Consider the following 15,275-nt stretch of genomic DNA (forward strand, 5'->3'; position numbering starts at 1 on the left):
TTTATACAACTCCTTTAAGATAAGTTAATCTTTTTTCATTTGTTATTAATTATATCATACTGTTTTAGAAAATGCTAGTCTTTTCTTCAAAGTTAGTAATAAAATCATCATAATCAAGCAAAACGAGGGAACAAAATTGTTCACTTTGACGAATTTAACATTATTTGTAACAGAAGTCAAAACTGAATCAGGAATAAAGAAAGGATAGATAAAACGACATATGACAGCAGACAAAAAGGCTGATGTCAAACGTGAGATAAAAAACGGCACAAGGGAGAAATCCACGCCAAGTGCGGCTATCTGTATAATCACACACAGACCACCGAAGGAGCATACAGCGGCTATAAATGGCAGAAGATAAAATGGACTTCCCGAAAGCTCAGAGAGAGAAGTTATTTCAAGACAGCTTTTAACAAGCACCAATCCGTTATCTGACATCGAGAACGTATTTTTCAAAAAGCTGAACGCTCCGCAGTATTCAAGAGAGGACATAAACGCTCCGAAAAAGACTATCATAACGCAGATAACAAAAAGTGACTTTCCTGCTGAGATAACGCTGTCGGTGAACATTCTGCCGTCAAGTCTGAAAGTCGACTTTGATGTTTTCTTATCCTCATTTATAGCTCTGCCGAGAACAAGTGCAGTGAGAAAATTTGCCGCTAGTATGGATACGAACACTGCAATGCCTGCTCCTGTACAACCAAACACTGCAAGACCCACTGTACCAGAATAGAAAGCAGGCCCTCCACAGCAGCAAAAGCAGGACATTATCTTTGCAGTACGCTGGGATATTATCTTTCTCTGACACAGATCCGAAAGAAGCTTTACTCCCACAGGATAGCCTGCGGTATTGCCAAGAAGAAATACAAAGAAAAGCTGAGGCGGTATGCCCATTATAAATCTCGATATAGGATAAAAAGGCATTGAAACGCAGTAGTAAAGCCCACTTGAAACAAGTATCTGCGACAGCGCCATAAAAACAAACAGCGACGGGATTATGATATTCATACAGCGGTCAACGGCTTCGGAGATACCAAGCTTTACGCCCTCGCCCCCTGATATGGTGATAATGCAGAACCATATGACCACCCCCGCAAGTATATATACGCAAAGCTCCTTTGCAAGTCTTTTCAACATTTTTATTACCTCCCTACTTTTACTTTTTAAGTATATGTCAGTCTGTCTAATAATATAATTAAGCATAAGACAATGAACGGAGGACGCAAAAATGAAGAAGATACCATTTTTAAGCTTTTTCGGCATGACAAAAGAATTGACCGCACTAAGCTCATACATAAGCATAACTGATGACAGAGCCGCCGTTATCGAAAACTGCAAGCAGATAGTGGAATGCAGTGAGATAATGGCAAAGGTGCTGACAGGCTCTTTTGAGATAGAGATATGGGGCAGCGGACTAACAATGTCAAATTTCTGCTCCGACAGCGTGGAGATAAGAGGAAAAATAGAGTCGGTCAAGCTTGTGTCAAGAAGTATCAGGGAGAGAGGATAATGATTTTCGGTTATATAGATTATGTTATCACAGGGGACAGCTTCACCAAGTTTTTCCGCAGGATAATGTCAAAAAAGCTTCCCGTTAGCAAAATGTGTGAAAAGAACGGAAAGCTCACTTTGCGTATGCCTGCGGAACACTGTAAGGCACTTGAAAGACTATGCAATGAACTTGGGCTTGAATACACCGCCACAAAACGTCACGGAAGCTTTGTTCTTGCAAAACGTTTTTTCGGAAGAGGAGGACTTGTCATAGGCACTGCGGCTGTCATGCTTTCGTGCTTCTATCTATCAAACGTGGTGGTGAGGTTTGACATACTCAGTGATGATGAAAATATCAGAAAAGGCGTTATGTCGGTGCTTAAAGAGGAGGGCGTTGAAACCGGCACTTATATCCCAAGTATTGATCTCATAGTCACAGAACGTGCGTTAAAGCAAAAAGTGGAGGGCATATCATGGGCAGGCATAACACGCAAGGGTGACACGCTGATAATCGACGTTATCGAAACTGAGGGTGACACAAAGCGTGAGTCAAACCGCTATCCCTCAAATCTTGTTGCCTGCGAAAACGGAGTTATCGAAAAAGTCGAGGTTTATGACGGACAGCTAAAGATACCTGTGGGAAGCGGTGTGACAAAGGGCGATATCGTTGTAGGCGGTGAGATCATCACATCAAAATCAAGCTGGATAGACGGCAAGGAAAACGTTGAAACAAAGACAAGCTATGCACGCTCAAAGGGTAAGATACTAGGCACTTTTGAGCGCACTGTCACATTCACACAGCCCTTTGAGGACAAGGCAGAAAAGACGACAGGCAAGAGAGATACAAAGCGTTTTTTCACTGTGTTTGACGCTGATATCCCTCTTTTTTTCTCAAAGCCTGAGGGTTACTGGAAAAATGAGCAGAGATATTCTCCTCTGTCGCTTTTCGGACTTGAAATGCCTTTTGGCATAACCACCTGCGAACTTGAAGAATATAAATTTTCACAAGACACCCTGACAGAACAGCAGGCACTTGACGCCGTTCATGAAAAGGCGTATTTATATGAGGAAAATTTTCTCTCAGACTATGAGATTAAAGACCGGCAAGTGGAGGATAATGTGACAGAAAACGGAGTAACCGCTACTGTAACATACACCCTATATGGCGAGCTTTGCAGAGAGGTGGAATTTTTTATTAAGAAATGATCAAAAAGTGTGAAAAGGTGCATAAAAAAAGTGTTAAATCTTACTGAGATTGTTGCAATCAGAGGAAAAATGTGATATAATAACTTTGTATAATAGGTATATCAGAACAAAAAAAGAGGAAGTTGTGCTAATGGCGGAAAAACTTATCAGCGTGGACAGAATGGAAACTGTACTCAGCCTTTTCGGCAATTATGACGAGAATGTTAATCTTATCCAAAAAGAGTATAATGTTGTGATTCTCGGCAGAGGTGACGATATCAAGATAACAGGCGATGAGGAGAACGTATTTAACGCCTCGGAAGCTATAAATAGCCTTATTGCTCTTATCAACAAGGGCGAGGCTATCACTGAGCAGACTATAAGATATGTTTTCACACTTGTGCGTGAGGGCAAGCAGTATGAGATAAAGCATATGTCTGATGACGGAGTGTGCGTAACGGTGAGCGGAAAGCTCGTCAAGCCGAAAACTCTCGGTCAGAAAAGATATGTTGAAGCAATAAGGAAAAAGACTATCGTCATGGGCATTGGTCCTGCGGGAACGGGCAAGACTTATCTTGCGGTGGCAATGGCGGTAAAAGCTTTCAAGGCGCACGAGGTGGAGAAGATAATCCTCACACGTCCTGCGGTTGAAGCAGGAGAAAAGCTGGGCTTTCTTCCGGGCGACCTGCAATGTAAGGTAGACCCATATCTCAGACCGCTTTATGACGCACTTTTTGAAATGCTCGGTCCTGACACTTTCGCTAAACAGCAGGAGCGTGGCTGTATCGAAGTCGCTCCGCTGGCATACATGAGAGGACGTACTCTTGACGATTCTTTCATTATCCTTGATGAAGCGCAGAACACCACTCACGAGCAGATGAAGATGTTCCTTACACGTCTTGGATTCAACTCAAAGATAGTCATAACAGGCGATATAACGCAGATAGACCTGCCTGACCAGAGAAAGTCAGGACTTATTCAGGCAATGAACGTACTCAAAGGCATTGACGATATATCAATAAACAGATTTACCGACAAGGACGTTGTCCGTCACAAGCTTGTGCAGGACATAATCCTTGCTTATGAAAAATATAACAAAAAAGGAATGTGAAAAAGTAATGGGCAAGGTAAAAGTAATGATAACCAACAACCAGACAGAGGTAAAGATACCTGTTGGCATAAGGCTTCTTGTAAGACGCTGTTGCCATGCTGTGTTGGAATATGAGGGTCACAATGATGATTTTGAAGTTTCTGTATCTTTTGTGAATGACGAGCAGATACATGAGCTTAACAAGGAGCATAGAAACATAGACCGCTCAACAGACGTGCTGAGCTTTCCTCTTGGCGAGAACGGTGATTTTGACATGAACCACGAAACAGGCGCTTACCTGCTGGGAGATATAGTCATAAGCCTTGAAACGGCTTACCGTCAGGCTGAGATATATGGTCACTCTCTTGAAAGAGAGATAGGCTTTTTGACAGTACATTCAATGCTTCATCTCCTTGGCTATGACCATGAAGAAAGCAATCTTCAGGAGAGGATAATGCGTGAAAAGGAAGAAGCTATACTTGGCAATCTGGGCATATCCCGTGACGCCACTTTCTTAGGCGAGCATGAACACAGGTAAAACAGGGATAGGACGTTTCTTCAAGGGCTTTGTTTATGCCTTTGAGGGCGTTGTGAGCTGTATAAAAACAGAGCGCAATATGCGTTTTCACATTGGTGTTGCAGTGCTTGTGATACTGCTAATGCGATTTTACGGGCTTAGCGCCGCCGAAACTGCCGCAGTTTATATCTGCATAGGGCTTGTTATTTCACTAGAGCTTGTGAACACGGCTGTTGAAGCCGCTGTGGATATGGCGTGTAAAGATAAAAACCCTCTTGCTAAAAAGGCTAAAGACTGTGCGGCAGGGGCTGTACTCATTGCGGCGGTAGCTTCTGTGGCTGTGGGAATAAGGATATTCTGGGACTATTATGCTTTTATGGCGATAGCCTCTTATTTTGCAAGAAACATATGGCTAGGGATAGCTTTAGCCGCAGGTGTGATACTGTGGCTCGTATGGGTGTTCAAAACACCTGCTGACAAAGATAAAAAAGATAAGGAAAAATATATATGAACAAGAAAAATGCAAATTCAAAAAATGCGTTCGTCACCATTGTTGGACGTGCGAACGCAGGCAAATCCTCATTGCTAAACGCACTTGTGGGCGAAAAGATAGCCGCAGTGAGCGACAAGCCGCAGACAACAAGAACAAAGATAACAGGTGTTCTCACAAAGGGAGAAACACAGTTCGTTTTCATGGACACACCTGGTATGCACAAGGCTAAAAATAAGCTTTCAGAGCATATGCTCAACGCTGTGAACGAGTCTGTTGCAGGGGTTGACCTTATTATCCTTATGGCTGACTGCACAAAGAAAATATCCGAAAACGAGCGTGAGCTTGTAAAGGGCTTCAAGACAGGCAAGACTAAGGTGATACTTGTGCTGAACAAGATAGATCTTCTTGAAAACAAAGAGGATCTTATCGCAGTGATAGCAGAGTATTCAAAGCTTTTTGATTTTATAGATATCGTACCGGTGAGCGTTCTTGAAAAGGACGGCCTTGATATTATTATGGAAGATCTTGAAAAGAATGCTGTGGAGGGTCCGCACTACTTCCCTGATGATAAATTCACAGACCAGCCAGAAAAGGTCATAATGGCTGAGATAATAAGAGAAAAGGCACTCAATAACCTTAATGACGAAGTTCCTCACGGCATAGCTGTGACTATCGAACATCTTAACGAGCGTGAAAATAGAAACGGTGAAGCTATACTTGACGTTACCGCTACTATTTACTGCGAGAGAGAGTCACACAAGGGTATCCTTATTGGAAAAGGCGGCTCTATGCTTAGAAAGATAGGTCAGGAAGCAAGAGCTGACCTTGAAGATTTCTTCCAGATAAAAGTAAATCTCCAGTGCTGGGTCAAGGTAAAAGAGGGCTGGAGAAACCGTGAGGGCATGATAAAGAATTTCGGTTTGGAATAAAGGCAACATATTTTTCCGCTTATAATGACCGCCAAAAAAGCTGATAATATCAGTAAGGCGGTGAATATCATGACTTTATGGGACAAGTTCTTTGAAAGCGGCAGGATAGAGGATTATCTCACATATGCCGCACACAGAAAAGAGGATACTGACAATGCTGACCTTTATGGGACTGATACTGAGAGAAAATGACAGGGGCGAAACAAGCAAATCCGTCACTGTTCTCACAGCAGAGCGTGGAGTCATAGATATATTTGTTCGTGGAGGCAGGAAAAGCACGAAAAATGCGTCATCAACGCAGCTTTTTGCATACTCTAAGCTGTGCGTTGAGGAAAAGAAGAACTCTAAAGACCAATCAATGTTTTTTCTCAACAGCAGTGAATCAGAGAAGCTTTTTTACAACATCAGGCTCGACCCTAAAAAAACGGCTCTTGCCTCTTACTTTTCTGAGCTTCTCATGTATATACGAACAGAGGAAAGCGGCTGTGACGAGATAATGCGGCTGACGCTGAACACACTTTATTTTCTCGATAAAGGCGACAGGGATAACGAACTTCTCAAATCTATATTTGAGTTTCGTCTGCTGTGCGAAGCAGGATTAAGACCTGCGCTTCTTGGCTGTTCGGTTTGCATGGCGTATGAAGCTGACATTATGCACTTCAATCTGTCAACAGGTGTCTTGGAGTGTGACAAGTGCTGTTATAATCCTGACAGCATTTACGATATTGAATTAGACAGGACTATGCTATACATAGTCCGATTTATTGCACTGACGGAATATGAGCGGCTTTTTGCTTTCAAGATAAGCGAAAGATATCAGAAAAAGCTGACGGCTTTTACAGAGCGGTTTGTTAGATATAATCTGAAAGGCAAGTTTCCGTCGCTTGATTTTTACAGACTTTTGTAGGCATTGCGTAGCTTTGCCTATTGTCATATTTTGAGGTATATATAATGGACGAAAGATTTTACGATTCGCTGGAGCTGAACAAAATTCTTGAAATGCTTTCAAAAGAATGCTCCAACGAGAAAACGAAAAAAATGGCTTTGGGGATAAAGCCTTGTTCTGATCTTTACACGGTCAAGAAAGAAACAGGCAAGACCGCCGAAGCACTTGAACTCAGCGTGAGATACGGCACGCCGAATTTCTACAACATAAATGACGTATCAACTTACATCAAAAGAGCCGAAGCAGGCGGTGTGCTTTCTCTTGGAGAGCTTATCCAGATAAGACGCTTGCTTGCGCAGACCTATGAGCTTCACCACTGGTATGAGCAGTGTGAGAACAAGGACACTTCCCTTTCATATCTCTTTGAAATGCTCTATCCAAACAAGTTTTTGCAGCAGCGACTTGAAACGGCTATCATAGATGACACAAAGCTTTCTGACGACGCAAGTGCGGAGCTGAGAAGCATAAGACAGAAGATAACACGTTCAGGGCTTAAGATAAGAGAGACCCTTGACAAGATGATAAAATCCCCGAGCACTCAGAAATATTTGCAGGAGAGCATCGTCACAATGCGTGACGGACGTTTCGTTCTTCCGGTAAAGACTGAGTTCAAGGGCAATGTCAGCGGTCTTGTTCATGACACCTCCGCAACAGGCTCAACGCTTTTTATCGAGCCTATGTCAGTTGTGGAGGCAAACAATGATATCAGAATTTTGCAGGGTCAGGAGCAGGACGAGATACACAGGATAATCGCTGAATTTTCTATGGAATGTGCCGAAATGAAAGACCAGCTCATTTCAAACTACAATGCGGTAACAGAGCTTAACCTTTATTTTGCAAAGGCAAACCTCGGTGCAAAAATGAGAGCAATGCTCCCTGAGATATCCAATGACGGTGTTATCGTGCTGAACAAGGCACGTCACCCTCTTATCGACCCCAAAAAGGTCGTGCCTATAAACTTTTCTATTGGCACTGACTATCACTCCCTGATAATAACAGGTCCTAACACGGGCGGTAAAACAGTTGTGCTTAAAACTGTGGGTCTGCTCACGCTTATGACAATGTGCGGTCTGCTTATCCCTGCGTCAGACGGAAGCAGAATATCAGTATATAAAAACGTGCTCGTTGATATCGGCGACCAGCAGTCTATAGAAAACAATCTGTCTACCTTCTCTTCTCACATAAGCAGAGTAAAAACCATACTTGACGAAGCAGACAGCGAAAGCCTTGTGCTTCTTGACGAGCTTGGTTCAGGCACTGACCCTGTGGAGGGTGCTGCGTTGGCGGTAGCTATAATCGAACGCATAAGGATATTCGGTGCGACCCTTGTTACAACTACTCACTATCAGGAGCTTAAAATGTACGCTATCGACACTCCTGACGTTGAGAACGCTTCATGCGAGTTTAACGTGCAGACTTTGCACCCGACATACAGGCTTATCATAGGCTCACCCGGTAAGTCCAACGCTTTTGCTATCTCTGAAAGTCTTGGTATCGACAAGGATATAATCAAGTACGCTGAATCGCTTATTTCTGAGGATAACAGAAAGTTCGAAACTATCATAGACAATCTTGAACGCACAAGAATACAGCTTGAAGAAAACAACAGGCTTGCGGAGAAATACCGTGTGGAAAGCGAGGCTCTCAGAAAAGAGCTTGCAGAGCAGAAAGAAAAATTCTACGATCAGAAAGAAGCCGAGCTTGAAAAGGCAAGACGTGAGGCTCAGCAGATCGTAAATCGTGTTCAGCGTGAGTCGCAGGCGCTTGTTGACGAGCTTGACAAACTGAGAAAAGAGAAAGAAAATCCGAACTTCACTCAGAAAGCCATTGACGCAAGGCACAAGCAGAAGTCCACAATGAACAAGCTTTACAGCGAGGCTAACCCTGTTTCTGAAAGCAGGAACGAGGGATATGTGCTGCCAAGGCCACTGAAAAAGGGCGACAATGTGCTTATCGTTGACACAAACAGAAAGGGTATCATTATAACGCCCCCTGACAACAGCGGAATGTGCTTCATTCAGGCAGGCATAATGAAAACCAAGATAGATGTAAAGAAGCTTCAGCTTATTGAAAAACAACAGCCGCAAAAGCAGACAAAGAAGTCTGTAAAAAAAGGCGGAGTATCCAAAAACGGCATTGAGAGCCGTATGACACGAAAGGTATCCACCGAGCTTGATATCAGGGGCTATGCCGCTGACGAGGGCGTTCACGAAATGGAGCAGTTTATTTCTGACGCTATCATGTCAGGGGTGACGATGCTTACCATAATCCACGGCAGAGGCACTGGTATTCTCCGTGATGCCATAAGGCGTGCGCTTAAACACCACCCTTCTGTAAAATCATTCAGAAAAGGCGTTTACGGAGAGGGCGAGGACGGAGTAACTATCGTTGAATTAAAGTAAAATAATCACATATCACCGCATTTTGGTATATAATAAGCCAAAGGCGGTGATTTTTTTGAGCGTTCACAAGCGTTCTTTCAAGAACAGAATTTCATACATAATTCTTGCTGTCGTTATTATTCTTGCACTGCTCACGACGGTGTTTTTTGCACAGCTTTCAAGGCACATCAGCGAAATAAGTGAGTTTGAAAGCAAGCAGGCGGCACTTGACGTGATAAATGCGGCCATAAACAGAGAGCTTGAAAAACTGCCCCAGAGCAGTTATATAAAGATATCTGAAACTGACGGCAGGATAACCTCCATAAACAGCGACACGAACGCTGTGAACAGGCTTCAAAGCAGTGTTTCAAAAGCTGTGAACGAAAGCCTTTCACAGCTTGAGGGTACAAAACTCAGCGTACCCATCGGCACACTTTCAGGAATAAATATCCTCACAGGCAGAGGTTTTGACATACCACTGCGGCTTCATCAGATAGGTGCGGCAAAAACAGAGCTTAAAAGCGATTTAACGGAAGCAGGGATAAATCAGACAAAATACAGCCTCTATCTCACTGTGACCATAGAAATGACAGCCATTCTTCCTGCACACTCTACGGATATCGTGGTGAGCTACGACTATCCCGTAAGCGAAACTGTTATCGTAGGGGAGATACCTGATATGTACTTAGACAAGGGAAAAGGCTGATTTTTTCGCCGTTTACAGAAAAAAGGCTTGTATTTCACCAGCAATTATGGTATAATATAAAGGGCAATACCGCATAAGGCACGCCTAACGGCTTTGCACGCAATCTGCTTGCAGATTTTCCGTTATCTCGCACAGAAACTCCTTGAAATACGAAAGTATTCCTACATCGTTTCTATACAAGCTAACGAAAAATCCGGCTACGCATCTTGCGTACAATCCTTATGTGGTATTGCCCTGCGTATGATATGCCGTAAAAAGTTGGCAGAAATGGAGTTGTGTTATTTTGAACGAACAGGAAGCTAAAAAACGTATAGACGAGCTTGTGAAGCTTTTGAATTATCACTCTCAGCTTTACTATGTTGAGGACAGGAACGAGATCACAGACTATGAATACGATATGCTCCAGCAGGAACTAAAGGGTCTTGAGGAGCAGTTTCCGCAGTTTATCAGAAGCGACTCCCCTACTCAGCGTGTAGGCGGCAAGGCGATATCAATATTTGAGAAAGTCACACACCGTGTGCAAATGGGTTCTTTGCAGGACGTTTTTTCATTTGAACAGGTGAGAAGCTTTATTGAGACAGTTCAGCAGACTGTGGATAAACCGCAATTCGTTGTTGAGCCTAAAATAGACGGACTTTCGGTATCCCTTGAATATCATAACGGTGAGCTTGCCATAGGTTCTACCCGTGGTGACGGCTTTGTGGGCGAGGACGTTACTTCTAATCTTAAAACTGTAAAGTCCATTCCTATAAAAATAAACGAGGAACTGCCTTTGATAGAAGTCAGAGGTGAAACATATATGCCGAGAAATGTTTTTTTGAAGCTTGTTAAAGAGCAGGAGGATAATGACGAGCAGCCTTTCAAAAACCCTAGAAACGCCGCCGCAGGTTCTCTTAGACAGAAAGACCCTAAGATAGCGGCAAAAAGAAAGCTTGATATCTTTGTGTTCAATGTTCAGCAAATAGAGGGCAAGGAGCTTACTTCCCACAAGGAGTCTCTTGACTATCTGAAAACACTGGGATTCAAGACTATCCCTGATTACAAGCGTGTGTCTACCGCTGATGAGGTCATAGGCTGCATAAAGGCTATCGGAGAAAAGCGTTTTGACCTGCCGTTCGATATTGACGGCGTTGTTATAAAGGTCGATGATTTCAGGCAGCGTGAGATACTTGGTGCAACTGCAAAAGTGCCAAAGTGGGCTGTGGCTTACAAGTTTCCGCCCGAGGAAAAGACCTCAAAGCTCCTTGATATCGAGCTTAACGTGGGCAGAACAGGTGCTATAACACCTGTGGCTGTGTTTGAGCCTGTTTTTCTTGCAGGAACGAGCGTTTCAAGGGCGACCCTACACAATCAGGATTTTATAAGAGAGAAAAACATTTCCGTGGGGGATATCATCAAGGTGCGCAAGGCAGGAGATATCATTCCAGAGGTGCTTGGCTCTGTGGAAAAGCATGGCGACGGAGTTTTCACGCTCCCTGAGTGCTGTCCTGTATGCGGAACAAAGCTTGTGAAGTCCGAGGAAGAAGCGGCGGTAAGGTGTCCGAACGTTGACTGCCCTGCCCAGATATTCAGAAGCATTGTTCACTTTGCTTCAAAGGGTGCAATGAACATTGACGGTCTTGGTCCGCAGATAGTTCACACCCTTCTTGACAATAAGCTTATCACCTCTGTGGCTGACCTTTACACTCTGAGCGAAAACAAGCTTTTACAGCTTGACAACTTCAAGGAAAAATCAGTGAACAATCTGCTTAGTGCTATAGAAAAGTCAAAGTCCAATTCTTTGGACAGATTGGTGTTTGGCCTGGGCATAAGAAATATCGGACAGGCTTCTGCGAAGCTTCTGTGCGACAAGTTCGGCGACCTAGACAACATCATGAACGCTTCCGCTGAGCAGATATCCGAGATAGACGGCTTTGGCGGCGTAATGGCGCAAAGCGTTTACAACGCTTTCCATGAAGAGCATATGATAGAGCTTATCCAAAGGCTCAAAGAATGTGGGATAAACACAAAGTATGAGAAGATACAGATAGACGACCGCTTTGCAGGAAAGACATTTGTACTCACAGGCACTTTGCCGACACTGAAAAGAAGCGAAGCAAAAGCACTCATTGAGAAATACGGTGGCAAGGCAAGCGGCTCGGTGTCCAAAAAAACGGACTATGTTCTTGCAGGTGAGGAAGCAGGAAGCAAGCTTGATAAAGCTCAGCAGCTCGGTATCGAAATAATCACAGAAGAACAGTTCAAGGATATGATAAAATAAGATAATATCTTTTTATATAAATAAAACAGGAGGAATGTAAAATGAACATTGACATTAAACACATTGCCAAGCTGGCAAGACTTCGCATCGAAGACGATCAGCTTGATAAGTTTGAGTCAGAAATGCAGAACATCGTGGGAATGGTTGAAAAGCTCCCCGACATTCAGGACGAAATGACCCTTGACCCTGACAACCCGATGATACTCAGAAAAGACGTGGCTGTTCAGGATAAATTCACAAGACAGGAGCTTATGCAGAACGCTCCTCAGGTAAAGGCAGGCTGTCTTGTCGTGCCTAAAACAGTAGAGTAAGGAGTGTTATAATTGGAACTTTTTGAAAGAAATGCCTGCGACTTGTCAGAAATGATAAAGAACAAGGAAATAAGCTCCGCAGAGCTTACAAAGTCTGTTTTTGACAGAATAAAAGCAGTTGAGGGCAAGGTAGACGCTTATCTGACACTTGACGAAGAAAACGCTATGAAAAAAGCCGCTGAGATAGATGAAAAGCTTGCAAAGGGCGAAGAGCTTTCACCTTTGGCTGGTATACCTGTTGGTATCAAGGATAATATCTCAACAAAGGGTCTGAGAACAACTTGTGCATCAAAAATGCTTGGAAACTATGTTCCGCCTTTCAATGCAACTGTAATGAACAAGCTTGACGATATCGTTGTAACAGGCAAGCTCAACATGGACGAGTTCGCTATGGGTTCATCAACCGAGAACTCACATTTTAAGCCTACTAAAAACCCATTTGATACAGAGAGGATACCTGGCGGTTCATCAGGCGGATCTGCTGCCGCTGTTGCTGCAAAGGAAGCTATCGTTACTCTTGGCTCTGACACTGGCGGATCTATCAGACAGCCTGCTTCATACTGCGGCGTTGTAGGTCTGAAGCCTACATACGGCAGCGTTTCAAGATATGGTCTTGTTGCTTTCGCTTCATCACTGGATCAGATCGGACCTCTTGGCAAGTGCGTAAAGGACGTTGCTATGGTACAGTCTGCTATCGTTGGTCATGACAAGTATGACGCTACTTCTTCCTATAGAGAGTATCCTGATTTTGCGGCTGACCTTAAAGCTGACGTAAAGGGTCTGAGGATCGGTATACCAAAAGAGTATTTCGGTGAGGGTATCGACCCATTCGTTAAGCAGTCTGTAATGAACGCTGTGAAAGAGCTTGAAAAGCAGGGCGCAACTGTAAAGGAGATTTCTCTGCCGTCTACAGATTATGCACTTTCATCATACTACATCATTTCTTCTGCAGAAGCTTCATCAAACCTTGCAAGATTTGATGGTGTAAGATACGGCTTTAGAGCTGAAGAATATGACGGACTTGTTGATATGTACGAAAGAACACGTTCAGAGGGCTTCGGCGACGAAGTAAAGAGAAGAATAATGCTCGGCACATTCGTGCTTTCATCAGGTTTCTATGACGCTTACTATAAGAAAGCAAAGCTCGTTCAGAAGAGAATAATGCAGGAGTTCGCATCTCAGTTCGCTGACGTTGACGTTATCGCTACTCCTACAGTTCCGTCAACAGCTTTCAAGATCGGTGAAAACACTGACGATCCCCTTAAAATGTACGCAAACGATATCTGCACTGTTACAGTGAACATTGCAGGTCTGCCTGCAATAAGCATTCCTTGTGCATATGACGACAAGGGTCTGCCTGTTGGTATGCAGCTTATCGGCGGAAAGTTTACAGAGCAGCGTCTGCTTAACACAGCTTATGCTTATGAGCAGCTTGTTGGCGGATTCAAAATGCCTGAGCTTTAAGGAAAGGGGTCACAAAAATGGTAAAAGGCTACGAAGTTGTAATCGGTCTTGAAACTCATGCTGAGCTTAATACCGAGTCTAAAATATACTGCGACTGCAAGAACCAGTTCGGTCTTGAAGTCAATTCACAGGTTTGCCCTATCTGCATGGGTATGCCTGGCACACTGCCTACTCTTAACGAAAAGGTAGTTGATTATGCAATAAGAATGGGTCACGCACTCAACTGCGAGATAAACCGTGTCTGCAAGCAGGACAGAAAGAACTATTTCTACCCTGACTTGCCAAAGGCTTATCAGATATCACAGGCAGAAGTTCCTCTCTGCGGCAAGGGTTATGTTGATATCCTTGTTGACGGCGAGGAAAGAAGAATAGGTATCACAAGAATACACATCGAGGAGGACGCAGGTAAGCTGCTCCACTCTGACAAGTTCCATGGTGTATCACTTGTTGACCTTAACCGCTGCGGTGTTCCGCTTATCGAGATAGTTTCTGAGCCTGATATGCGTTCCTCACAGGAAGCAAAGGTTTATCTTGAAACGCTTAAATCTATCCTACAGTATCTTGGCATATGCGACTGTAAGATGCAGGAAGGCTCTATCAGATGTGATGTAAACGTATCTGTTCACAAGCCTGGCGAGCCATTCGGCACACGTTCTGAGATGAAGAACGTAAACAGCTTCTCTGCCGCTGTAAGAGGTATCGACTACGAGGTAGAAAGACAGATAGCTGTTCTTGAAGCAGGCGGAAAGGTCGAGCAGGAAACTCGCCGTTGGGACGACGAAAAGGGAATGAGCATTCCAATGCGTTCAAAAGAAGACGCACAGGATTATCGTTACTTCCCTGAGCCGGACCTGCTCACTATCGTTGTTGAGCAGGAGCGTGTTGACGAGCTTAAAAAGAGTATCCCAGAGCTTCCAAACGTAAAGATACTCAGATATGTAAAGAAGTTCGGTCTTAACATAAAGGACGCAACGTTTATCGCTGAGTCAGTTTCCCTTGCAAAGCTTTTTGACGATTGCATGGCAAAGGACAAGTTCCCAGCAAAGTGCTATACAACATGGATACTTGGCGACCTTGTTAAGTACATGAACGCAACAGGCAAGACTCTCGAAGATACAAAGCTCACTGCTGACAATCTTACTGACCTTGCCGCTGCTATCGAGGCAAAGACTATCTCAAACGCTGGCGGAAAGAAAGTTTTTGCAGTTCTTCTCGAGGAAGACAAAAAGGTAAGCGACATTATCGAGGAGCAGGGTCTTGCACAGGTCTCTGATGACAGCGCACTTGAAAAGATCGCTGACGAAGTTCTTGCCGCAAACGAAAAGTCTGTAAATGACTACAAGGGCGGAAAGACAAATGCACTTGGCTATCTTGTTGGTCAGTGCATGAAGGCTTCAAAGGGCAAGGCTAACCCTGGAAAAATGAAAGAGATAATTCTTGCAAAGCTTGGCTGAGCACAGAAAAATCTGATATAACGAAAGAGGATCGCATTTGCGGTCCTC

General features: G+C 43.8%; 15 protein-coding genes. 14 read left to right on the top strand and 1 reads right to left on the bottom strand.

The features are described 5' to 3' along the window. Positions 1–54 precede the first annotated feature (54 nt). Positions 55–1,137, bottom strand: a complete 1,083-nt coding sequence (locus DWW81_RS09950; protein ID WP_117897657.1) for a nucleoside recognition protein — start codon at positions 1,135–1,137, stop codon at positions 55–57. Between the two features lie 91 nt (positions 1,138–1,228). On the opposite strand from DWW81_RS09950, the gene DWW81_RS09955 reads away from it, so the two are divergent. The 14 genes from DWW81_RS09955 (at position 1,229) to gatB (ending at position 15,227) form a co-directional block, all read left to right on the top strand. Next, positions 1,229–1,510 (top strand): YabP/YqfC family sporulation protein, encoded by a 282-nt coding sequence (locus DWW81_RS09955; protein WP_022287811.1) that lies wholly within the window; start codon positions 1,229–1,231, stop codon positions 1,508–1,510. Beyond that, entirely contained in the window at positions 1,510–2,697 is a 1,188-nt protein-coding gene (locus DWW81_RS09960; protein WP_181982719.1) for a sporulation protein YqfD, read from the top strand. The genes DWW81_RS09955 and DWW81_RS09960 overlap by 1 nt, the downstream gene beginning before the upstream one ends. 130 nt (positions 2,698–2,827) lie before the next feature. Next, positions 2,828–3,787 (top strand): PhoH family protein, encoded by a 960-nt coding sequence (locus DWW81_RS09965; protein WP_038671482.1) that lies wholly within the window; start codon positions 2,828–2,830, stop codon positions 3,785–3,787. Positions 3,788–3,794: 7 nt separating this feature from the next. Then, positions 3,795–4,304 (top strand): rRNA maturation RNase YbeY, encoded by a 510-nt coding sequence (gene ybeY / locus DWW81_RS09970; RefSeq protein WP_117864595.1) that lies wholly within the window; start codon positions 3,795–3,797, stop codon positions 4,302–4,304. Further along, on the top strand, positions 4,291–4,794 hold the full coding sequence (locus DWW81_RS09975; RefSeq protein WP_022287807.1) for a diacylglycerol kinase family protein: 504 nt from the start codon (positions 4,291–4,293) through the stop codon (positions 4,792–4,794). Before ybeY ends, DWW81_RS09975 begins: the two co-directional genes overlap by 14 nt. Then, entirely contained in the window at positions 4,791–5,705 is a 915-nt protein-coding gene (gene era, locus DWW81_RS09980; protein WP_117897655.1) for a GTPase Era, read from the top strand. The genes DWW81_RS09975 and era overlap by 4 nt, the downstream gene beginning before the upstream one ends. Positions 5,706–5,729: 24 nt before the next feature. Next, on the top strand, positions 5,730–5,897 hold the full coding sequence (locus DWW81_RS13405; protein ID WP_181982954.1) for a hypothetical protein: 168 nt from the start codon (positions 5,730–5,732) through the stop codon (positions 5,895–5,897). Further along, on the top strand, positions 5,872–6,612 hold the full coding sequence (recO, locus tag DWW81_RS09985) for a DNA repair protein RecO (protein ID WP_243004735.1): 741 nt from the start codon (positions 5,872–5,874) through the stop codon (positions 6,610–6,612). Before DWW81_RS13405 ends, recO begins: the two co-directional genes overlap by 26 nt. 44 nt (positions 6,613–6,656) lie before the next feature. Beyond that, positions 6,657–9,053, top strand: a complete 2,397-nt coding sequence (locus tag DWW81_RS09990) for an endonuclease MutS2 (RefSeq protein ID WP_117897653.1) — start codon at positions 6,657–6,659, stop codon at positions 9,051–9,053. A gap of 55 nt (positions 9,054–9,108) precedes the next feature. Then, entirely contained in the window at positions 9,109–9,738 is a 630-nt protein-coding gene (gene yunB, locus DWW81_RS09995) for a sporulation protein YunB (protein ID WP_171028796.1), read from the top strand. Between the two features lie 283 nt (positions 9,739–10,021). After that, the gene (ligA, locus tag DWW81_RS10000; RefSeq protein WP_117897651.1) at positions 10,022–11,998 is read left to right on the top strand and encodes an NAD-dependent DNA ligase LigA; all 1,977 of its coding nucleotides are present in this window, start codon (positions 10,022–10,024) and stop codon (positions 11,996–11,998) included. 41 nt (positions 11,999–12,039) lie between these two features. Next, positions 12,040–12,309: an Asp-tRNA(Asn)/Glu-tRNA(Gln) amidotransferase subunit GatC gene (gene gatC, locus DWW81_RS10005; protein WP_038671471.1), complete on the top strand. Its 270-nt coding sequence runs from the start codon at positions 12,040–12,042 to the stop codon at positions 12,307–12,309. A gap of 12 nt (positions 12,310–12,321) precedes the next feature. Further along, a complete protein-coding gene (gene gatA, locus DWW81_RS10010) occupies positions 12,322–13,773 on the top strand; it encodes an Asp-tRNA(Asn)/Glu-tRNA(Gln) amidotransferase subunit GatA (RefSeq protein ID WP_117897650.1) in 1,452 nt (483 codons plus the stop codon). 17 nt (positions 13,774–13,790) lie between these two features. Beyond that, a complete protein-coding gene (gatB, locus tag DWW81_RS10015; protein WP_022287798.1) occupies positions 13,791–15,227 on the top strand; it encodes an Asp-tRNA(Asn)/Glu-tRNA(Gln) amidotransferase subunit GatB in 1,437 nt (478 codons plus the stop codon). Positions 15,228–15,275 lie beyond the last annotated feature (48 nt).

The organism is Ruminococcus sp. AF17-1AC, assembly GCF_003461385.1.
GTDB lineage: Bacteria > Bacillota > Clostridia > Oscillospirales > Ruminococcaceae > Hominimerdicola > Hominimerdicola aceti.